Annotated in this window: 16 protein-coding genes and 4 tRNA genes; 17 read left to right on the top strand and 3 right to left on the bottom strand. The window is 62.7% G+C overall.

Features of this window, described 5'->3' with window-relative positions; translation table 11 throughout:
- Positions 1-44: 44 nt before the first annotated feature.
- From gltX to PMI20_RS20275, 12 genes are all read left to right on the top strand, one after another.
- A complete protein-coding gene (gene gltX / locus PMI20_RS20330) occupies positions 45-1,526 on the top strand; it encodes a glutamate--tRNA ligase (RefSeq protein ID WP_007922014.1) in 1,482 nt (493 codons plus the stop codon).
- Positions 1,527-1,751: 225 nt separating this feature from the next.
- A tRNA-Ala gene (locus PMI20_RS20325) sits at positions 1,752-1,827 on the top strand.
- A gap of 78 nt (positions 1,828-1,905) precedes the next feature.
- A tRNA-Glu gene (locus tag PMI20_RS20320) sits at positions 1,906-1,981 on the top strand.
- A 53-nt stretch (positions 1,982-2,034) separates the two neighbouring features.
- Positions 2,035-2,110: transfer RNA gene (locus PMI20_RS20315), tRNA-Ala, on the top strand.
- 80 nt (positions 2,111-2,190) lie between these two features.
- Positions 2,191-2,266 (top strand) — tRNA-Glu (locus PMI20_RS20310).
- Between the two features lie 182 nt (positions 2,267-2,448).
- A complete protein-coding gene (locus PMI20_RS20305) occupies positions 2,449-2,988 on the top strand; it encodes a TetR/AcrR family transcriptional regulator (protein ID WP_007922012.1) in 540 nt (179 codons plus the stop codon).
- A 29-nt stretch (positions 2,989-3,017) separates the two neighbouring features.
- The gene (locus PMI20_RS20300) at positions 3,018-3,851 is read left to right on the top strand and encodes an alpha/beta fold hydrolase (RefSeq protein ID WP_007922011.1); all 834 of its coding nucleotides are present in this window, start codon (positions 3,018-3,020) and stop codon (positions 3,849-3,851) included.
- A 48-nt stretch (positions 3,852-3,899) separates the two neighbouring features.
- Positions 3,900-4,337 carry an acyl-CoA thioesterase gene (locus PMI20_RS20295; RefSeq protein ID WP_007922008.1) on the top strand — a complete coding sequence of 146 codons (438 nt, stop codon included), beginning with the start codon at positions 3,900-3,902 and terminating at the stop codon, positions 4,335-4,337.
- Positions 4,338-4,437: 100 nt separating this feature from the next.
- The gene (locus PMI20_RS20290) at positions 4,438-5,397 is read left to right on the top strand and encodes a tRNA dihydrouridine synthase (RefSeq protein WP_007922006.1); all 960 of its coding nucleotides are present in this window, start codon (positions 4,438-4,440) and stop codon (positions 5,395-5,397) included.
- Positions 5,398-5,517: 120 nt separating this feature from the next.
- A complete protein-coding gene (locus PMI20_RS20285) occupies positions 5,518-5,964 on the top strand; it encodes an Hsp20 family protein (protein WP_007922004.1) in 447 nt (148 codons plus the stop codon).
- Positions 5,965-6,148: 184 nt separating this feature from the next.
- Positions 6,149-6,847 carry a DUF1266 domain-containing protein gene (locus tag PMI20_RS20280; protein WP_007922003.1) on the top strand — a complete coding sequence of 233 codons (699 nt, stop codon included), beginning with the start codon at positions 6,149-6,151 and terminating at the stop codon, positions 6,845-6,847.
- Positions 6,844-9,528, top strand: a complete 2,685-nt coding sequence (locus PMI20_RS20275) for a DUF805 domain-containing protein (RefSeq protein WP_007922002.1) — start codon at positions 6,844-6,846, stop codon at positions 9,526-9,528. Before PMI20_RS20280 ends, PMI20_RS20275 begins: the two co-directional genes overlap by 4 nt.
- Here the strand turns inward: PMI20_RS20275 and PMI20_RS20270 are convergent.
- From PMI20_RS20270 to PMI20_RS20260, 3 genes are all read right to left on the bottom strand, one after another.
- Complete coding sequence (locus PMI20_RS20270; RefSeq protein WP_007922001.1) at positions 9,525-11,216, bottom strand: molecular chaperone HscC; 1,692 nt, start codon at positions 11,214-11,216, stop codon at positions 9,525-9,527. The two genes, PMI20_RS20275 and PMI20_RS20270, sit on opposite strands and share 4 nt — an antisense overlap.
- Positions 11,217-11,322: 106 nt before the next feature.
- Positions 11,323-14,601 (bottom strand): sensor domain-containing protein, encoded by a 3,279-nt coding sequence (locus PMI20_RS20265; RefSeq protein WP_007921999.1) that lies wholly within the window; start codon positions 14,599-14,601, stop codon positions 11,323-11,325.
- Between the two features lie 81 nt (positions 14,602-14,682).
- Positions 14,683-15,573, bottom strand: coding sequence for a LysR family transcriptional regulator (locus tag PMI20_RS20260; protein WP_007921997.1), 891 nt, complete (start codon positions 15,571-15,573; stop codon positions 14,683-14,685).
- A 145-nt stretch (positions 15,574-15,718) separates the two neighbouring features.
- Between PMI20_RS20260 and leuC the strand changes: the two genes are divergently transcribed.
- From leuC to PMI20_RS20235, 5 genes are all read left to right on the top strand, one after another.
- Positions 15,719-17,137, top strand: a complete 1,419-nt coding sequence (gene leuC, locus PMI20_RS20255) for a 3-isopropylmalate dehydratase large subunit (RefSeq protein WP_007921995.1) — start codon at positions 15,719-15,721, stop codon at positions 17,135-17,137.
- Positions 17,138-17,147: 10 nt separating this feature from the next.
- A complete protein-coding gene (gene leuD / locus PMI20_RS20250; protein WP_007921993.1) occupies positions 17,148-17,792 on the top strand; it encodes a 3-isopropylmalate dehydratase small subunit in 645 nt (214 codons plus the stop codon).
- A gap of 228 nt (positions 17,793-18,020) precedes the next feature.
- A complete protein-coding gene (leuB, locus tag PMI20_RS20245) occupies positions 18,021-19,103 on the top strand; it encodes a 3-isopropylmalate dehydrogenase (RefSeq protein WP_007921991.1) in 1,083 nt (360 codons plus the stop codon).
- A 54-nt stretch (positions 19,104-19,157) separates the two neighbouring features.
- Positions 19,158-20,270: an aspartate-semialdehyde dehydrogenase gene (asd, locus tag PMI20_RS20240; RefSeq protein WP_007921989.1), complete on the top strand. Its 1,113-nt coding sequence runs from the start codon at positions 19,158-19,160 to the stop codon at positions 20,268-20,270.
- A 183-nt stretch (positions 20,271-20,453) separates the two neighbouring features.
- Positions 20,454-21,464 (top strand): aspartate-semialdehyde dehydrogenase, encoded by a 1,011-nt coding sequence (locus PMI20_RS20235; RefSeq protein WP_007921986.1) that lies wholly within the window; start codon positions 20,454-20,456, stop codon positions 21,462-21,464.
- The last annotated feature ends 63 nt before the right edge of the window (positions 21,465-21,527 follow it).

The following is a 21,527-nucleotide window of genomic DNA, read 5'->3' as shown; positions in this document are numbered from 1 at the left end:
CTCTTGTTTGATCTTCGCTTTTCATATTCTTTCCGAGACATGCCATGACCACCGTCCGCACGCGCATCGCGCCATCGCCTACCGGGGATCCCCACGTAGGTACCGCTTACATCGCCTTGTTCAACTACTGCTTCGCCAAGCAGCATGGCGGTGAGTTCATCCTGCGCATCGAAGACACCGATCAACTGCGTTCGACCCGCGAGTCCGAGCAGCAGATTTTCGACGCCTTGCGCTGGTTGGGCATCAACTGGAGCGAAGGCCCGGACGTAGGTGGCCCGCACGGTCCTTACCGGCAGAGCGAGCGTAGCGAGATCTACCAGAAGTACACCCAGCAGTTGGTCGACATGGGCCATGCCTTCCCGTGCTTCTGCACTGCCGAAGAACTGGACCAGATGCGCGCCGAGCAGATGGCCCGTGGCGAGACGCCGCGCTACGACGGTCGCGCGCTACTGCTGTCCAAGGAAGAGGTCGCGCGGCGCCTGGCCGCTGGCGAGCCGCACGTGATCCGCATGAAGGTGCCGAGCGAAGGCGTCTGCGTGGTGCCGGACATGCTGCGTGGCGATGTCGAGATCCCGTGGGATCGCATGGACATGCAGGTGCTGATGAAGACCGATGGCCTGCCGACCTACTTCCTGGCCAACGTGGTCGACGACCACCTGATGGGCATCACCCACGTATTGCGTGGCGAAGAATGGCTGCCTTCGGCGCCGAAACTGATTCTGCTCTACGAGTATTTCGGCTGGGAGCAGCCGCAGCTGTGCTACATGCCGCTGCTGCGCAACCCGGACAAGAGCAAGCTGTCCAAGCGCAAGAACCCGACCTCCGTGACTTTCTACGAGCGCATGGGCTTCATGCCGGAAGCCATGCTCAATTACCTGGGCCGCATGGGCTGGTCGATGCCGGACGAGCGCGAGAAGTTCTCGCTGCAGGAAATGGTCGACAACTTCGACCTGTCGCGGGTCTCCCTGGGCGGGCCGATCTTCGATATCGAGAAACTGTCGTGGCTCAATGGCCAGTGGTTGCGCGACCTGCCGGTGGAAGAGTTTGCCAGCCGTGTGCAGACCTGGGCGCTGAACCCCGAATACCTGATGAAGATCGCGCCGCACGTGCAAGGCCGGGTGGAAACCTTCAGCCAGATCGCGCCGTTGGCCGGGTTCTTCTTCGCCGGTGGCGTGACCCCGGATGCCAAGCTGTTCGAGTCGAAGAAGCTTTCGGGCGATCAGGTGCGGCAACTGATGCAACTGATCCTGTGGAAGCTGGAAAGCCTGCGCCAGTGGGAAAAGGACAGCATCACCGCGACCATCCAGGCCGTGGTCGAATCCCTGGAGCTGAAGCTGCGTGATGCCATGCCGCTGATGTTCGCCGCGATCACCGGTCAGGCCAGCTCGGTCTCGGTGCTCGATGCCATGGAAATTCTGGGCCCGGACCTGACCCGTTTCCGCCTGCGCCAGGCCATCGACCTGCTGGGTGGCGTGTCGAAGAAAGAAAACAAAGAGTGGGAAAAGCTGCTGGGCGCGATCGCCTGATTCAGCCTGCTGATTCGCGGGAGCCGGCATGCTGGCTCCCGCGGACCTGCGCAAGAAGTGAGATCGCGACCGTTGCTGGAGGGCACAACGGTCGGAAAAAGCCCCGAATTTACGGGGGAGGGCGGTAAGTGATTGTTATGCCGGCAAATTTTTTTAAAAAAAGCTGAAAAAAAATTTGACAGCTTTCCGATACGCCCTTAAGATTCGCCCCGTCCTCACCGATGAGGGGCTATAGCTCAGCTGGGAGAGCGCTTGCATGGCATGCAAGAGGTCGACGGTTCGATCCCGTCTAGCTCCACCAATTTACAGTTCAAGGTCTGGCCACACCGGTCTTGAATCGATCAGTTCTCAGCGCTGATCAGTTGTTAGAAGGGTTTGCGTCCCCTTCGTCTAGTGGCCTAGGACACCGCCCTTTCACGGCGGTAACAGGGGTTCGAGTCCCCTAGGGGACGCCAGTTTTACAGAAGCGATATTGCAAGATATCGCTCCGCCGCGAGGCGAAAAATCTGGGGCTATAGCTCAGCTGGGAGAGCGCTTGCATGGCATGCAAGAGGTCGACGGTTCGATCCCGTCTAGCTCCACCAATTTTACAGTTCAAGGTCTGGCCACACCGGCCTTGAATCGATCAGCTCTCAGCACTGATCAGTTGTATAGAAGGGTTTGTGTCCCCTTCGTCTAGTGGCCTAGGACACCGCCCTTTCACGGCGGTAACAGGGGTTCGAGTCCCCTAGGGGACGCCACGATTACCCGCTCTGCGGGATTTATAAGGGTCATTCAATTATTGAATGGCCCTTTTGTTTGTCTGGCGTTTAGCCAATTCTCCCTTTCTCCCCACACTGTTCTCCTGACCGACGGTCACACTAACGACTTGCGAAAATTTATTATGAGAATAATATTTTGATCGTAATATTCGGAGGCAACGATGAACGATAAAAAAGCTCAAACCCGCGAGCGCATTCTCCAGGCCGCCAGCACCGCGCTGGTGCAGCGTGGCCCGGCCGAGCCGAGCGTGGGCGAAGTGATGGGTGCCGCGGGCCTGACGGTCGGTGGCTTCTACGCGCATTTCGAAAGCAAGGACGCCCTGATGCTGGAAGCGTTCAGTCAATTGCTGGCCCAGCGCCGGGGCCTGATTGCCGATATGGACGCATCGTTGACCGGCGAGGAGCGGCGAGCGCTGGTGGCAGCGTTCTATCTGTCGCGCAAGCACCGCGATTCCACCGAGCAGGCCTGCCCGATCCCCGCGTCGGTCGGTGAAATGGGGCGCCTGCCGGACGATTTCCGCAAAGTCCTGAATGAACACATCGAGCTGATGCTGGCTCAGTTGGCGACCACCCCCGAAGACACCGACAAGGCCCTGGCCGATCTGGCCCTGATGGTGGGCGGCTTGTCCCTGGCCCGGGCGCTGGGAGCCGGTGAGCTGTCGGACCGTTTACTGCGCGCTGCCAAGTCGGCGGTGCTATGACCTGAGGCGCTGGCCTGAGGAGAGAAGCGATGAGCACGTTAAGTTGGGTTCGTGGCGTTAACGGCACCTTGGGCTGGGTTGCACCGAAGCTGGTCGCCAGCAAGATGCGACTGGCCTTCATGACGCCGCGCGAGCGGCTGCCGCGTGACTGGGAGCTGCCGCTGCTGGCGCGTTCGGAGCGCATTACCCTGCGCTTCGGGCTCTCGGCATTGCGCTGGGGCCAGGGGCCGGCGGTGCTGCTGATGCACGGTTGGGAAGGCCGCCCCACGCAATTTGCCAGCCTGATCGATGCGCTGGTGGGCGCCGGCTACAGCGTCGTGGCGCTGGACGGTCCCGCCCACGGGCGTTCTCCCGGTCGCGAGGCCAATGTGGTGCTGTTTGCCCGGGCCATGCTCGAAGCCGCCGCGGAGTTGCCGCCGCTGCGCGCGGTCATCGGCCATTCCATGGGGGGCGCTAGTGCCATGCTGGCGGTACAGCTGGGCTTGCGTACCGAGACCCTGGTCAGCATCGCCGCCCCGGCGCGGATACTCGGCGTCCTGCGCGGCTTCGCCCGTTATGTGCGCCTGCCACCCAAGGCACGCTCGGCCTTTATCCGCCAGGTGGAGCAGGATGTCGGCATGCGCGCCGCGGCCATGGATGTCGCGCATTACCAGTTGGACATGCCCGGGTTGATCGTGCATGCCGAAGATGATTGCTTTGTCCCGGTCAAGGAGTCCGAACTGATCCACGACGCCTGGTTCGACAGCCGCTTGTTGCGCCTGAAGGAGGGTGGGCATCAGCGCGTATTGGCCGATCCGCGGCTGATCGAGGGTGTGCTGACGCTGTTGGCCGGCCGCAGCCTGCAAGCGCGCCAATCCGCCTGAGCAATCCGTTACACTGCCCCGGTCGAATAATCTGACCGGGAGTGGGGCATGGGCTGGGATCTGGCAACGCCGTTTATCATCGATCTGCAGGTGGGTGCCGAAGACATCGACGGCTTGGGGCATGCCAACAACGCGGTGTACGTCACTTGGCTCGAGCGTTGCGCCTGGCGTCATTCCCAGCGCCTGGGCCTGGACCTGAGCGAATACCGCCGCCTGGATCGGGCCATGGCGGTGGTACGCCACGAGATCGACTACCTGGCGGCGGCCTATGAAGGCGACGAGCTGCAACTGGCGACCTGGATCGTCGACTGGGATCAGCGCCTGAAGATGTCGCGACGCTTCCAACTGGTGCGTCCGAGCGATGGCGCTACCTTGCTGCGGGCCCAGACCACCTTTGTCTGCATCGAGCTGTCCAGCGGCAAGCCCAAGCGCATGCCGGCGGAGTTTCTCGAGGGTTATGGGCCGGCGTTGCAAGGGGCGAGCTGAACCGGCCCGCGACCATCCACCCGTTGAAATACCTGCTTCCCAGCGAAACCCAGTAAACTGCCGCACGTTTTTTTACCGCGTTTTACGTTGAGTGTGATTCATGCAAATTGCTTTGGCGCCCATGGAAGGGTTGGTCGATGACATCCTGCGGGATGTACTGACCCGGGTCGGTGGTATCGACTGGTGCGTGACCGAGTTCATCCGGGTCAACGATCAGTTGCTCACACCGGCCTATTTCCACAAGTTCGGCCCCGAGTTGTTGAACGGCGCCCGTACCAAGTCCGGCGTGCCGCTGCGGGTGCAACTGCTGGGTTCCGATCCGGTGTGCCTGGCGGAAAACGCCGCCCTGGCCTGTGAGCTCGGTTCCGAAGTCATCGACCTGAACTTCGGCTGCCCGGCCAAGACCGTCAACAAATCCCGTGGCGGTGCGGTGCTGCTCAAGGAGCCGGAGCTGCTCAACCAGATCGTCGAGCAGGTGCGGCGTGCCGTGCCTGCGCACATCCCGGTGACCGCCAAGATGCGCCTCGGCTTCGATAGCCCGGATGGCTCGCTGGTGTGTGCCACGGCGCTGGCCGAAGGCGGCGCGGAACATATCGTGGTGCATGCGCGGACCAAGGTCGACGGCTACAAGCCGCCGGCGCACTGGGAGTGGATTCCGCGGGTGCAGGACGTGGTCAAGGTGCCGGTGTTCGCCAACGGTGATATCTGGAGCGTCGAAGACTGGCGCCGCTGCCGCGAAATCAGCGGCGTGGAAGACATCATGCTCGGCCGTGGCCTGGTGTCGCGTCCGGACCTGGCCCGGCAAATCGCCGCCGCGCGGGCCGGGGAAGAGGTGGTCGAGATGACCTGGGCCGAGCTGATGCCGCTGATCCAGGACTTCTGGCTGCAAGCCAAGGCGCAGATGACGGCTCGCCAATCGCCGGGTCGCCTGAAGCAGTGGCTGGCCATGCTGACCCGCAATTATCCCGAGGCGGTGGAGCTGTTCACCGTCCTGCGTCGCGAAACCGAGCCGGATCAAGTCTCGCGTTTGCTGGGCTTGCCGGTGGCCGAGGCGGCCTGAAAAAATCTGCGAAAAGTCTCTTGAAATGCAATCGGCGGTCCCTATCTAAGGGTTACGCGATGCCGAATTCGGGTCGCGGAGACAAAAAAACTTGCTGATTGTTTTCAGGAGATTTGAACCATGAGTACTGCATTTTCCCTCGCACCACTGTTCCGTTCTTCGGTGGGTTTCGACCGTTTCAATGACCTGTTCGAAACCGCTCTGCGCAATGAGCCAGGCAGCACCTATCCGCCCTACAACGTCGAAAAGCACGGTGACGACCAGTACCGCATCGTCGTGGCTGCCGCCGGGTTCCAGGAAGAAGACCTGGAGCTGCAAGTCGAGAAGGGCGTGCTGACCATCAGTGGCGGCAAACGTGACGCGAACGAAGGCGTCACCTTCCTGCACCAGGGCATCGCCCAGCGTGCCTTCAAGCTGTCCTTCCGTCTGGCCGATCACATCGAGATCAAGGCCGCCGGCCTGAGCAACGGTCTGTTGAGCATCGACCTGTTGCGGGTGATCCCGGAAGAGGCGAAAGCCAAACGCATCCCGATCAACGGGACGCAGAAGCCAGCCCTGCAGCATTGATCCATGCGCCGCCACACAGGCGTTTGATCGAGCGCTGAGTCGCTGAAAAAGGCCCCGACAAGTCGGGGCCTTTTTTATGCCTGGGAAAATCATCGTTCGCCTTTGCCGCGTTGCGGCGCTTTCTCTACAATCCGCCGCAGTTTTGCCGACCCCCCTCCTTACCGGTCGGCCTGGAGCCTTTTTCATGGACGAGATACAACAGCGCTGGCTGTGGGGCCTTTCTGCGCCGATGGTTGCGCTCAACCCTCGCGCCGAATACGACAACCCCGCGTTCTACCCCGGCCCGGACTCCATCGACCTGCAAGGCAGTTGGGGCATCGGTGACCGACGGCAGTTGCTGGACATGCTGGAAAAGATGACTGACAACGGTCATGCCGGCCATCTCGACGATGCCTATCGCGCCTGGCAGCGTTGCCTGCCAAGCGAATGGCAAGCCTTGCTCGACACCCTCGAACCTCGCGAGCGCATCCTGCATGAGCTCGCCAGCCGGACCTTTGGCGCTTGCGGCCCGGGCGGGATTCTTTCCTGGGATTACGGGCGCATGGGGTTTCTCTTGCGTTGCGGCGTGCGCAACCGGTGGATCGATCTGACCGAAAGTCTTTGGCTGCACAGCCGATTGGCGGTCAGAGCGCAATACCACTACGGCAGCTGGTTCGCCTATTTCAATGGGTTTCTGGTTGGGCGCTCGTTTTGGGCCTGCCTGGGCAGCAGCGATGAAGAACTGGCGTACGAGCTGGATCGGCAAGGAGAAAATCCCCTCAGCCAGAGAATCGCCCGGGGCCTTGCTCAAAACATGCCGGAGTGCCTGGCGGACCTGCCTTGGCATCTGGAGCTGGATATGCCGCAGCGTCCGGCGTCGCTTGAGGAGTTCGCCTGGTCATGAGTTGCTGGATACAGTTGGGGATCGACCCTACCACCGATGAAACGCTGATTCGCAATGCCTATCGTGCCCGTCTGCCGGAGCATCACCCGGAGACCGATCCCGAAGGATTCCAGGCACTGCGCCAGGCCTACGAGAGTGCCCTGCGGCTGGTGCGTGACAAGGAGCAGGAACTTGAAGCGGCGCAGGAGAACGAGCCTGAGCCTGCGCAGGCCATCCTCGATTTTGATGCGCTGCTGAGTGATCCGGCGCGACGCTTCAATCCTGAGGCCTGGCGGGCTTTTATCAAGACACTGGATCAACTGCCGCTCGGCATGCTCGATGACCTGCGCTGGGAGTTGTTCGGGCGGACGGCCAACGCCGGGCCGCTGTCCCATCGTTGCGCGGGCCTGCTGGCCCAGCGCATGGGCTGGGAGCGTCAGTTGCTGGAGCTGGGGTTCGATCAGGCCCGTCATGTCGAGGATTATCTGAACCGGATCAAGACCCCGGACCCATTCGACACGGTGCTGATGGGGAATTGGTCGGAACCGGCGCAGACCGAAAGCCTGTGGTACGCGCGCAGTCTCGACTTCATCTTCGACCGGCGACCGCTCCACGAGTACGAAGGCTTCGCCAGCCAACACACCTGCCTGCCGTTGCCGAACGATGCGCTCTTCATCAAGCGCTTGCTGGTGCAATTCACCCAGGCGGGCATCGGTGGCCAGGGGCTGTTGCAGTTGTGTATCGAGCAGCAGTGCCAAGCGCCGGATGATGTGGACTGGCTTTACCTGCTGGCGTGCCAGAACAGCCTGCTGGGGCTGGACGATCAGGCGTTGCCTTGCTGGGTCCGGCTTTGGCAGGAGCATCGTCATCCCAAGGCCGAGAGCCAATTGCTGGCGTTGTGCGCCAAGCGTCAGCCGGACTTTTTGCCGCTGCTGATCCAGGCATTTGATCGTCTGGAGCATTTCAGCGGCTGGTCCACCGATCTCGCCCATGTCACCCAGGAATACGGCAGCCCTTCACAACGTCCCGAGACGCTGATCCGCTGGCTCGGCGTTGGCCGGCTCGAGCTGCAGGGGTTGGCGCAGGCCTTTATCGATTGGCGGATGACCGGCGACGAGTTGCCCTTGCTAGCGCAGTTGCTGGGCCAGCACACCGACACCCGGTTGTTGCGCCTGTACCGGCATGCCTGGGCCTTGCACCGTGGCGCAGCAGACCTGTTGCAACAGGTGCTGGACGAGCCGCAGCCGCTGGATGCCCTCGAAGGCCTGGTGCTGAGCGGGTTCAAGGATCAGGCCGGGCAGCACCTGCGCTGGTTGAGCCAGGCGCCGATTCCGTTGGCGATGAATGCCTTCATCGATGAGGGCGCGGCTTCGGCACAACTGGCCGATGCGCTGACAACCGGTGAGCCGCATAAGATCTGCCGTGTGTGGCTGCGCCGATTGCGTCCTTACGGTCACGCTGCCCTGGAGCGTATCGCCGAGTCTTTCGAATTGAGCGATACGGATGCCGCTAGCGATTTGTCGGAACTGAACCTGCTGCTGCAACTGAGCCAGCATGGCGTAGTGTTGCCGCCGCCAGGGACGGGAGAGGCGGTCTGGCACTGGTACGCCCATACGCGGTTCCTGATGGCGTTGCTGGAGCAGCCGGAACGCTGGTGGCAATTGATCGACTCGCGGTGCCTGGAGCGCCTGGCGCTCAATCCGTCCCATCCGCTCAGCCGGCTGCAGCCGCAGCTTGCCCAATTGCAGCGCGAACAGGGCGACCTGAGCGGTTTGCTCGGCTGGCTGCAATTGGCGGATCCGCTGCATGCCTTGCTCGACCGGCAATTGCTTGGCGTCCAGGAAGCGCTCGACAGTGCGCGGTTGTTGAGCAATGAGCGCTTGTTCGCATGCCTGCGCAGCGACCTGCACGCCTTCGCGGACGATTTGCTCGGGCGCATGCTCTTGAGCGGTGTGCTGTATCACGACCCGGTGATCGATGCGCAGCAGCGTCGATATCTGCTCGACCGGATTACCGAAGTCACCAATCCCCAGGACTGGTTCGACGGCTTCCGCCACGGCTTGATCAAGGGCGAGCCGCCACGGCCGCCGCAGCAGACGCTGGTCGAAGACGAAGGGATCGACAGCGAGGCCTTTTATCTGGCCCTCGATGTGCTCAAGGGGCTGGTGCGTTACGGCAGTGCCGGTGTGCCTCGGCAGAAAGTGCTGCTGCGCATGCAGCGGGCCAAGGACAATCCGGAACACGGGCTCGGCCTGCGGTTTGCCTTCAGTGCGCTGCTGTCCTGGAGCGAGCGTCTGCTGCTGGCCAAGGGTGACAGCCGTCCGACGCCCGCCACGGCGTTCTGGCGCCTGGGCACACGGCTGGGACGCGGGGCGTTTTTCTGGCAGGTGCTGGGCGCTGTGCTGATCACCCCGCTGGCCGCGTTGTTCAGCGGCACGTCGCTGTCCGCGATCGTTGTGTCATTGCTGGGCAGCCTGTTTTTACTCGGGGTGATTCTGCGCCGCCTGCATGACATGGGGCGTGGTATCCCGACCTTGCTGGTGCTGGGTGGTCTGTCGGTGTTCTTTCCATTTCTGTCGCTGATCCTGTTCGCCTTTCCCGGCGACAAGCTGCCCAACCGCTATGGCGTACCGCCGGACAGCGCGGGTGAAGACGCGCTGCCCGGTGGTTTGCAGGCCTGTTTACGGCGGCTCAACGGCTAGAGACGCAGTTGGTCCAGTGCCTTGTTCAGCTGGGTTCGATGGCTGGCGATTTGCGCTGGTTGCTGGTCGCCGAGCACGGTGGTGAAGGTGTCCAGCCAGTCGGCGATCTGTTCGCGCTCGTCGCCCAGGCTTTGCGCCCACGCCCGTTCCAGGCGTGCCAGCAGGGTGCGGTTGGGCAGGGCGTCGCGCGGGTGGATTTTCAGCGCGGTCAGCCGCTCATGGCTGGTTTGCCGGGATTGCGCATCGAGCCCGGTGGGGCTGCGGTCAATGCTGTGGCTATGGCGTTCGCCGCTGGCCAGCAGGGTGACGTCGACTTCGAGCAGGCCATTGATGTCATAGCTGAAGCGCACGTCCAGGGACTGGATCTGCTCGCTGGGTGTCAGAGGCACGTCGAAGGCGTCGATGAAAATATTGTCCCGTACCCAGGGCCGCTCGCCCTGGTACACCTCGATGCGGATAAACGCCTGATGCGGATGTGTGGTGTAGAACTGCTGCACCCGTGAGGTCGGGATTACCGTGTTGCGTTCGATGATCGGCGAAAAAGCCCCACTGACCTGTTCGCCGCGACGGGTGGAAATCCCCAGGGTGTAGGGGCAGACATCAGTCAGGATCAGTTCTTCGATGGCCCCGTCCCGGGCCTTGCAGGCGGCCTGGGTGGCGGCGCCCAGCGCGACGATTGTATCCGGGTCGAGATGGCGGTAAGGCAGGCGGCCGAACAGGGTGGCGACCATCTGCTGCACCGCCGGCATCCGGGTGGCGCCGCCTACCAGCACCAGGCTGTCGAGGTCGCGAGGCTTGAGGCGGGCATCGCGCAGGGCCTGTTCGATGGGCGCGCGCAAGCGGGCCAGCAGCGGTTCCCAGATCTTCAGTGCCAGCGCTTCGTCCAGCGTCCATTCATACGAGGTGTCCCCATGGCGCCAGCTCAGTGACTGAGTGCCTTCGGCGAGTGCGCACTTGAGCTGCTCCAGGGCGTCGCCCAGGCTGGCCATGCCCTGGGCGTCGATCTGCGCCGGGGTGAGTTGCCAGTCCTTGAGGCAGGCCTGCAACAAGGCCTCGGTAAAGTCCTCGCCGCCCAGGAAGTTGTCGCCGGTGGAGGCATGCACCTCAATCAGCGGCAGTGCGTATTCCAGCACCGTGACGTCGAAGGTACCGCCGCCCAGGTCGAAGATCAGCGTGCGTTCGAACTTCTGTTCGTGCAGCCCGTAGGCCATGGCGGCCGCGGTCGGCTCGTTGATCAGCCGCGACACCGTCAGGCCCGCCAGTTCGGCGGCGAACAGCGTGCGCTTGCGTTGTTCGTCGCTGAAGTAGGCGGGCACCGAAATCACCGCTTCCTGCACCGGATGGCCGAGAAAGGCTTCGGCATCCTGTTTGAGCGAGCCGATCACCAGCGCCGAGAGTTCTTCCGGGCTGAACGGCCGGCCGCCCAGTTCGAGGCGCTTGTCGCTGCCCATGAAGCGCTTGAAGGCCGCGGCCGTGCGTTCCGGGTGGGTCGTCAGGCGGGCCCGCGCGGCCTTGCCCACCAGGATGCTGTCGTCTTCATCGAGGCTGACCACCGACGGGGTCAGGACATCGCCGAGGGCGTTGGGGATCAACTGGGCGCGGCCGTCCTGCCAGACGGCGATCAGGCTGTTGGTGGTGCCAAGGTCAATGCCCAGCAGGGCCGGGCGGGGGAGGGTTGCATCCTGCATGATCGATCTCGTGGGCGTCACAAAAAACGCGACCCTACAGGTTGTGCCAAACACTGGCAATTGCTCCCCCGTTGATCTGTCAGGCCGGCGATTGCATGTCGCCCGCTCAGACCAGCAGGGCTTTCAAACCCTCCAGCGGCAGCGGTCGGCTGTGCAGGTAACCCTGATACAAGTGGCAGCCCAGGCCTTGCAGGAACTCGAGCTGCTCCGCGGTTTCCACGCCTTCGGCGATCACCTTCAGGTCCAGGCTGCGGGCCATGGCGACGATGGCGCGCACGATCTCCGCGTCGTTGGGGTCGTGGGTCGCATCGCGGACGAAGGACTGATCGATCTTCAGCGCATCCACCGGCAAGCGCTTGAGGTAGGTCAGCGACGAATAACCGGTGCCGAAGTCGTCCATGGCGAAACTCACGCCGAGTTTTTTCAGGCGACGCATCTTGCCGATGGTGTCTTCCAGGTTCTGGATCACGATGCCTTCGGTGATCTCCAGCTTCAGCAGCGAAGGCGGCAGCTGGTAATGGCTCAGGCTGTGCTCTATACGCTCGACGAAGTCGTTCTGGCGGAACTGTCGCGGGCTGATGTTCACGCACAGGCTGAAGTCGAACGGGTCCACCAGGCCTTCGGCGATCAGCTGGCTGAAGGCCTGGCAGGCTTCGTCGAGAATCCAGGTGCCGACCTCGAGGATCAGGCCGCTGTCTTCCAGGACCTTGATGAACTCGGTGGGCGATTGCGCCCCCAGTTCGGGGTGGTGCCAGCGCACCAGGGCCTCGGCGCCGACGATGCGGTTGTCGCGGGCATCGACCTGGGGCTGGAAATGCAGGCTGAACTCGCCCCGGGACAGGGCCAGGCGCAGGTCGGTTTCCATGCGCATGCGCTCGCTGGCGGCTTTCTGCATGGTGTTGTGGAACATCTGGGTGGTGTTGCGCCCGGAGTCCTTGGCCCGGTACAGCGCGATGTCGGCGCGCTTGAGCAGGTCGGTGGGGGTCGAGCCATGATCGGGAATCAGCGCCACGCCGATGCTGGGGGTCACCTGCAGGCGCTGGCCATCGAGGAACATCGGTTCGGAGAGCAGCTCGCGCAGGGTATCGGCCAGTTCACGCACCTGCTCGCTGACTTCGCTGCGGCTGCCTTCCAGGCCGCTGAGCAGGACCACGAACTCATCGCCGCCCAGGCGTGCCACGGTGTCTTCCATGCGCACGCTGGCTTCGAGCCGCGCGGTGACGATCTTCAGCACGGTGTCGCCCACCGGATGGCCGAGGGAATCGTTGATGTGCTTGAAATGGTCCAGGTCGAGAAACAGCAGGGCGCCGCGCAGGTTGTGGCGCTTGAGCAGGGCGATCTGCTGGCTCAGGCGGTCCATCAACAGCGCGCGGTTGGGCAGGTTAGTCAGCGGGTCGTGGTAGGCCAGGTGGCGAATCTGCGCCTGGGCATTTTTCAGCAGGCTGACGTCCCGCGCGGTGAACAGCAGGCAGGGGGTTTCATTGAGGGTAATGGGTTCGATCGAGGCCTCGACTGTCAGGATATCGCCACGCTTGTTGCGGCCGAGCATTTCCAGGTGATTGACCCGACCTTTGAGCTGCAGCTCGGCGAGCAGGATCGAGCGCTGTTTTTCCTCGGCCCAGATACCGACCTGATACACGGTGCGGCCGATCACTTCTTCGGCGCGGTAGCCGGTCAGCCGGCAGAAGCCGTCGTTGACCTCCAGGTAGCGCCCGGTGTCGCGTTCGGTGATGGTGATGGCGTCGGGGCTGGAGTGGAACGCCTTGGCGAACTTCTCTTCGCTGGCCTTGAGCGCGGCCTCGGAGCGTTGTTGCTGGGTGATGTCGCGCAGCGTGGTGACAATGCACGGCTGTTTGTCGACGGTGATCTGCCGGCTGGAAATGATGCAGGCCAGGGGGTGCCCGTCCTTGTGCCGGACCACCACCGCGACGTTGTTCAGCGCCTGTTCGCGGATTACCTGTTCGACCCGTTGCAGGCGCTGGGCGGAGTCGTCCCAGAGACCGATTTCGTCGGCGCTGCGGTTGAGCACTTCGTCGGCGGTCCAGCCGAAGGTCTGGGTGAAACTGGAGTTGATCTCGATGAACTGCCCGGTTTCCTGGAGCGTGACGCAGATCGGGTCCGGGCTGACCTGGAACAGGCTGGCGAACTTTTCCTCGGACGTCGCCAGGCGCTGCTCGCGCTCGACCTGTTCGGTAATGTCCAGCAAGGTCCCGGCCATGCGCAGCGGATGGCCCTGCTCATCGCGGTAGAGGCGGGCGCGGCTTTCCAGAAAGCGTGACGAGCCATCGGCCAGTTGCACGCGGTAGGTCAGTTGATAATTGCCGGCCGGGCCTTCGCGCAGGCTGCGGTAGGCATCGCGCATACTGTTGCGCTCTTCGTCGGGCACGCCCTCGAAAAATGCATCGAAGGACTCATGGAACGGCATCGGCTCCAGGCCGTGCAACTGCGCGGCGCGGGCCGAGCCGTAGAGCATGCCGCTGGGAATGTGCCAGTCCCAGGTGCCGAGCTGGGCCGAGTCCAGCGCCAGGTCGAGGCGCTCCTGGCTGTCCTTGAGGGCCTGTTCGGCGAGCTTGCGTTCGCTGGTGTCGAGAAAGGTGCTGAGCAGGTAGGCCTGGCCTTCCAGCTCGACTTTCTGGGCACTGAGAATACCGTCGTGAATCTGCCCGTTGCTGGCGCGCAGTTGCACCTCGAGGGTGGCGGCCTGGCCGCGCTTTTGTACCGCCTTGACCATTTGCGCGCGTTGTTCCGGGTCGACCCACAGGCCCAGTTCGAGGGTGGTGCGGCCGATGACATGCTGCACCGGCCAGCCGAAGAGGCTTTCGAAGTACTGGTTGGCTTCGCTGATCAGGCCGTCTTCCAGGCGGGTCAGCAGCACCATGTTCGGGCACAGGTGAAACAGCGTGGCAAAGCGTTTTTCCGAACTGCTGAGGGCTTGTTCCCGCTGGCGTTGGTGGGTGATTTCGCGAATCACCCCGATCATTCGGGGCTTGCCATGTTTGTCCGGCAGCACGCTGCCATTGATTTCCAGCCAGTGCAGGCTGCCGTCGGGCCAGCGGATGCGGTGATGCATCGCCTGTTCCAGCGGCGCGCCGGCCAGCACCGAATGGAAGGCGCGAATGGTTTTGGCGCGGTCTTCCTCGGGCAGCAGGTCGAGGTATTCCAGGTCTTTGGGCAGCGGCTGGCGCGGATCGAAGCCAAACAGCGCCTGGGTGCCCCGCGACCAGCTGATTTGCCCGCTTTCGATGTCCCAGTACCAGGCGCCCAGCCGTGCGCCATTGAGTGCGGCAAGCAACTGCGGGGCGCTCTCCCAGCTTTGCTCCGACTGTTTCGGGTCGAGCGCGTGAACGCGCGGCATGGGCGGTAGACGGTCAGCGGGTTTTGGCATGAGCAGCGGGCCTTGGGCTGAAAAGAGCGTTAGGCGCAGGTTCAGGCAAGCAAAGAGGTGGCATAAGTCATGCCGGGACGCTTACGCCTTGGTCCCTGGCCAATCGACTTGTGCATCCAGTAAGGCCATGAAAGCCCGCGCAGCATTCGACAGCGTCCGTTCGGTATGCAGGATATAGCCTAGCTGGCGAGTGAGCTGTATGCCCGGTAAAGGAATGCGCGCCACCTGATCGTCGAGCATGGTGCGCGGCAGTACGCTCCAGGCCAGGCCGATGGACACCATCATCTTGATGGTTTCCAGATAGTTAGTGCTCATGGCGATGTTCGGTGTCAGGCCCTGGGCCTCGAACAGGCGCTGGACAATATGGTGAGTGAAGGTGTTGCCGCCAGGAAATACCGCCGGATGCAGGGCGATATCGGCCAGGCTGACCGTGCCGTTGCTCACCAGCGGATGCTCGGGGGCGGCGACGAAGTCCAGCGGGTCGTTCCACACCGGCGTGGCCTTGACCAGCGTATGGGGCTCGGGGGCCAGGGTGATCACCGCCAGCTCGGCGCGACCATGGAGGATCTCTTCATAGGCCACTTCCGAGTCGAGAAACTGGATGTCCAGGGCCACTTCCGGGTATCGGCGGGTAAAGGCGCGCAGCAGGGGCGGCAGGCGGTGCAGACCGATATGGTGGCTGGTCGCCAGGATCAGGCGGCCGCTGACTTCGCCGGTCAGGTTGGTCAGCGCCCGGCGGGTGTCGTCCAGCACGTTGAGGATCTGATAAGCCCGCGGCAGCAGGGCGCGTCCGGCCTCGGTCAGGCCCACTTCGCGGCCCAGGCGATCGAACAGCCGGACATTGAGCTGTTGCTCAAGGCCGGCGATGCGCTTGCTGATGGCCGGCTGGGTCAGGTGCAGGCGCTCGCCGGCTCCAGAGAAGCTGCCGGTTTCGGCAATCGCGATAAAGGCATTGAGGTTGGCCAGGTCCATGGTCGTATTCCAGTAGGTTATCCAAAGTATAAAAAATATGAATTTGAGTTATTTAATCTAACGCCATAGCATCAGCCTCACAAGCCAAGGGGTTATTGACCGGTGTCAGAGACCCGCGGCATAGAAAATGATGAGGAACCGTCTGATGGCCGGCAAAACGCTCTACGACAAGCTCTGGGATTCGCATTTGGTCAAGCAGCGCGACGATGGCTCGGCGCTGATCTATATCGATCGTCACATCATCCACGAAGTGACCTCGCCGCAAGCCTTCGAAGGCCTGCGTCTGGCCGGGCGCAAGCCTTGGCGCATCGATGCCAACATCGCGACCCCGGACCACAACGTACCGACCACGCCGGAGCGCAAGGGCGGCATCAGCGCCATCGCCGACCAGGTCTCGCGTTTGCAGGTTCAGACCCTCGACGACAACTGTGACGAATACGGCATCGTCGAATTCAAGATGAGCGACGTGCGTCAGGGCATCGTTCACGTCATCGGCCCGGAGCAGGGCGCCACTTTGCCCGGCATGACCGTGGTCTGCGGCGACTCCCACACCTCGACCCACGGTGCCTTTGGCGCCCTGGCGCATGGTATCGGTACCTCCGAGGTCGAGCATGTGCTCGCCACCCAGTGCCTGGTCGCCAAGAAAATGAAAAACATGCTGGTGCGGGTCGAGGGCAAGTTGCCATTTGGCGTGACCGCCAAGGACATCGTCCTGGCCGTGATCGGCAAGATCGGCACCGCTGGCGGCAACGGCCATGCCATCGAGTTCGCCGGCAGCGCGATTCGCGACCTGTCCGTCGAAGGCCGCATGACCATCTGCAACATGTCCATCGAAGCCGGCGCCCGTGTAGGCCTGGTGGCCGCGGACGAAAAGACCGTGGAATACGTCAAGGGTCGTCCATTCGCCCCCAAGGGCGCGGAATGGGACCTCGCCGTCGAAGCCTGGAAGGACCTGGTGTCCGACGCCGATGCCAAGTTCGACACCGTGGTCGAGCTGGATGCCGCGCAGATCAAGCCGCAAGTCAGCTGGGGCACTTCGCCCGAGATGGTGTTGGCGGTCGATCAGAACGTGCCGGACCCGGCCAAGGAAATGGACCTGGTCAAGCGCGACTCCATCGTCCGTGCCTTGAAATACATGGGTTTGACCGCCAACCAGGCGATCACCGACATCCAGCTGGACCGGGTATTCATCGGTTCCTGCACCAACTCGCGGATCGAAGACCTGCGCGCCGCGGCGGTCATCGCCAAGGGCCGCAAGGTGGCTTCGACCATCAAGCAGGCGATCGTGGTCCCGGGTTCGGGCCTGGTGAAGGCCCAGGCGGAGTCGGAAGGCCTGGATAAGATCTTCCTCGAAGCGGGCTTCGAATGGCGCGAGCCGGGCTGCTCGATGTGCCTGGCGATGAACCCGGACCGTTTGGAGTCCGGCGAGCATTGCGCTTCGACCTCGAACCGCAACTTCGAAGGTCGCCAGGGCGCCGGTGGCCGTACTCACCTGGTCAGCCCGGCCATGGCCGCGGCCGCCGCCGTCAACGGTCGTTTCGTCGACGTCCGTGAATTGATCTAAGGAGCGCAGCATGAAAGCTTTCACCCAGCACACCGGTCTTGTCGCGCCTTTGGATCGTGCCAACGTCGACACCGATCAGATCATTCCCAAGCAGTTCCTCAAGTCGATCAAACGCACCGGCTTCGGCCCGAACCTGTTCGACGAGTGGCGCTACCTGGATGTCGGCCAGCCGTACCAGGACAACTCCAAGCGTCCGTTGAACAAGGATTTCGTGCTCAACGCCGAGCGCTACCAGGGCGCCAGTGTATTGCTGGCCCGGGAAAACTTCGGCTGCGGCTCCAGCCGTGAGCACGCGCCTTGGGCGTTGGAAGAATATGGTTTTCGCAGCATCATTGCCCCGAGCTACGCTGACATCTTCTTCAACAACAGCTTCAAGAACGGCTTGCTGCCGATCATCCTCAGCGATGCTGAAGTCGATGAGTTGTTCCAGCAGGTCGAGGCCAATCCGGGCTACCAGTTGCAGATCGATCTGCAGGCCCAGACCGTGACCCGTCCCGATGGCAAGGTGTTGAAATTCGAGATCGATGCGTTCCGCAAGCACTGCCTGCTCAACGGCCTGGACGATATCGGCCTGACCTTGCAGGACGGCGACGCGATTGCCGCCTTCGAGGCCAAGCATCGTGCCAGCCAGCCGTGGTTGTTTCGCGACGCCTGATCGGCGTTAAAGTGATGCATTGATGGCGAGCCAGCTCGCTCCGGCAGGAGAGGACACAAAACCTGTAGGAGCGAGCTTTTTGCTCGCCGCAACCGCCCAAAAAAGCCATGACGGCTTGATATTCGGGCCAGCGCTTCGTTCTCTACGGGGGAGCGGACGCCGCAGGCCAGGCAACAGCATTTTTCCGGGCGTGCCAACCAGCACACCGACAGAGCAAATGAGGAAAGCATGAGCAAGCAGATTCTGATTCTCCCAGGCGACGGTATCGGCCCGGAAATCATGGCCGAGGCGGTCAAGGTGCTGGAACTGGCCAACGACAAGTACAGCCTGGGCTTCGAGCTGAGCCATGACGTGATCGGCGGCGCGGCCATCGACAAGCACGGCGTGCCGCTGGCCGACGAGACCCTGGATCGTGCGCGGGCTGCCGACGCGGTCCTGCTGGGCGCCGTGGGCGGCCCGAAATGGGACAAGATCGAGCGCGATATCCGCCCTGAGCGCGGCCTGCTGAAAATTCGCGCGCAGTTGGGCCTGTTCGGCAACCTGCGTCCGGCGATCCTTTATCCGCAACTGGCCGATGCTTCCAGCCTCAAGCCGGAAATCGTGTCCGGCCTGGACATCCTCATCGTTCGCGAGCTGACCGGCGGCATCTACTTCGGCGCGCCACGTGGCACCCGCGAGCTGGAAAACGGCGAGCGTCAGTCCTACGACACCCTGCCGTACAGCGAGAGTGAAATCCGCCGCATCGCCCGGGTCGGCTTCGACATGGCCCGTGTGCGCGGCAAGAAGCTCTGCTCGGTGGACAAGGCCAACGTCCTGGCGTCCAGCCAGCTGTGGCGCGAAGTGGTCGAGCAGGTGGCCAAGGATTACCCGGATGTCGAACTGAGCCACATGTACGTCGACAACGCCGCCATGCAGTTGGTGCGTGCGCCGAAGCAGTTCGACGTGATGGTCACCGACAACATGTTCGGCGACATCCTTTCCGACGAAGCGTCGATGCTCACCGGTTCCATCGGCATGCTGCCGTCGGCGTCGCTGGATGCCAACAACAAGGGCATGTACGAGCCATGCCACGGTTCGGCGCCGGACATCGCCGGGCAGGGCATAGCCAACCCGCTGGCGACCATTCTGTCGGTGTCGATGATGCTGCGTTACAGCTTCAACCTGAACGACGCGGCGGATGCCATCGAGCAGGCCGTGAGCCTGGTACTGGACCGGGGATTGCGCACCGGCGACATCTGGTCGGCCGGTTGCACCAAGGTGGGTACGCAGGAAATGGGCGATGCAGTAGTCGCCGCGCTGCGGAATCTGTAATCTTTCGGGCCCACCGCTCAGACGGTGGCCCACTTTTGTATAGGTGTAGTTGCGATGAAACGTGTAGGTCTGATCGGTTGGCGCGGTATGGTCGGTTCCGTGCTCATGCAGCGGATGCTGGAAGAGCAAGACTTCGATCTTATCGAGCCGGTGTTTTTCACCACTTCCAATGTCGGTGGCCAAGGCCCGTCCGTGGGCAAGGACATTGCTCCGCTCAAGGACGCTTACAGCATTGAAGAGCTGAAGACCCTCGACGTGATTCTGACCTGCCAGGGTGGCGACTACACCAGCGAAGTCTTCCCCAAGCTGCGCGAAGCCGGCTGGCAGGGCTACTGGATCGATGCCGCTTCCAGCCTGCGCATGCAGGACGATGCGGTGATCATCCTCGACCCGGTGAACCGCAAGGTCATCGACCAGCAGTTGGACTCCGGCACCAAGAACTACATCGGCGGCAACTGCACCGTCAGCTTGATGCTGATGGGCCTGGGCGGCCTGTTCGAAGCCGGTCTGGTGGAGTGGATGAGCGCCATGACCTATCAGGCGGCCTCCGGTGCCGGCGCGCAGAACATGCGCGAACTGATCAAGCAGATGGGGGCGACCCACGCCGCCGTGGCGGATGACCTGGCCAATCCGGCCAGCGCCATTCTCGACATCGACCGCAAGGTCGCCGAAGCCATGCGCAGCGATGCCTACCCGACCGAGAACTTCGGTGTGCCGCTGGCCGGCAGCCTGATCCCGTGGATCGACAAGGAACTGCCGAACGGCCAGAGCCGCGAAGAGTGGAAGGCCCAGGCCGAGACCAACAAAATCCTCGGTCGCTTCAAGAGCCCGATCCCGGTCGACGGCATCTGCGTGCGGATTGGCGCCATGCGCTGCCACAGCCAGGCGCTGACCATCAAGCTGAACAAGGACGTGCCGATCGCCGATATCGAAGGGTTGATCAGCCAGCACAACCCTTGGGTCAAGCTGGTACCGAACCAGCGCGACATCAGCATGCAGGAGCTGAGCCCGACCAAGGTCACCGGCACCCTGAACATCCCGGTGGGCCGTCTGCGCAAGCTGAACATGGGCTCGCAGTTCCTCGGCGCGTTCACCGTCGGCGACCAACTGCTGTGGGGCGCCGCCGAACCGCTGCGCCGCATGCTGCGGATCCTGCTCGAGCGTTGATGCTGTGATGCGTTGAAAGAGCCCGCGCCTTGCAAGAGGCGCGGGCTTTTTTCATATCGGAGCAGCTCTGATTGCTGGCTATGAGCATGTTTGCGAAAAGTCTGATGTGCCAGATCTGATAAATTGCCTCGCCCCCAAGCGCCGGGTAAAGTGCCGCTCCCCCGTTCCGCCAGAGGTAGCACCATGAACCAGTCCTTCGATATCGCCGTGATCGGTGCCACCGGTACTGTCGGCGAAACCCTCGTCCAGATTCTCGAAGAGCGCGATTTTCCGATCGCCAACCTGCACCTGTTGGCCAGCAGCGAGTCGGCGGGGCACTCGGTGCCGTTTCGTGGAAAAAATGTGCGCGTGCGTGAGGTCGACGAGTTCGATTTCAGCAAGGTGCAGCTGGCGTTTTTCGCTGCCGGCCCTGCGGTGACACTGAGCTTCGCCCCTCGGGCGACGGCGGCCAATTGCGCGGTGATCGACCTGTCGGGCGCATTGCCTTCGGCCCAGGCACCGAATCTGGTGCCGGAAGCCAACGAGCGGGTGCTGAGCGGCCTGGAAAAGCCCGTTCAACTGAGCAGCCCCAGCGCCGCAGCCACGTCGCTGGCGGTGGTCCTGGCGCCGTTGCAGGCCCTGTTCGAGATCCAGCGGGTCAACCTGACCGCCAGCCTCGCGGTGTCCACCCAGGGCCGTGAAGCGGTAACCGAGCTGGCGCGGCAGACCGCCGAACTGCTCAATGCGCGTCCGTTGGAGCCGCGATTCTTCGACCGGCAGATGGCATTCAACCTGTTGGCACAGGTCGGCACGCCCGACGAGCAAGGTCACACCTTGTTGGAAAAACGCCTGGTCCGGGAGTTGCGCGAGGTGCTGGCGCAGCCTTTATTAAAGATTTCTGTCACTTGTGTTCAAGCCCCGGTGTTTTTTGGCGATAGCTATAGCGTGACTCTGCAGTCAGCCACGGCGATCGACCTGGATGCGGTCAATGCCGCGCTCGAAGCGGCGCCCGGCATCGAGTTGGTGGAGGCGGGCGACTACCCGACCGCGGTGGGCGATGCGGTGGGGCAGGATGTGGTCTACGTTGGTCGGGTGCGCGCGGGGATCGACGACCCGGCGGAACTTAATCTCTGGCTGACGTCAGATAACGTACGCAAAGGGGCTGCGCTCAACGCCGTGCAGCTGGCTGAGTTGTTGATAAAAGACCTTCTGTAAAAGATACTTGGCAACAATTTGCAGAATGATTCTAGCTGGGCGCTATGCTTGGCTGGTTGCTGG

The sequence above is a fragment of the Pseudomonas sp. GM17 genome, from assembly GCF_000282175.2.
Lineage (GTDB): Bacteria > Pseudomonadota > Gammaproteobacteria > Pseudomonadales > Pseudomonadaceae > Aquipseudomonas > Aquipseudomonas chlororaphis.
The sequence above is the reverse complement of the archived record's forward strand: the minus strand, read 5'-3'. Positions and strand labels throughout refer to the sequence as shown.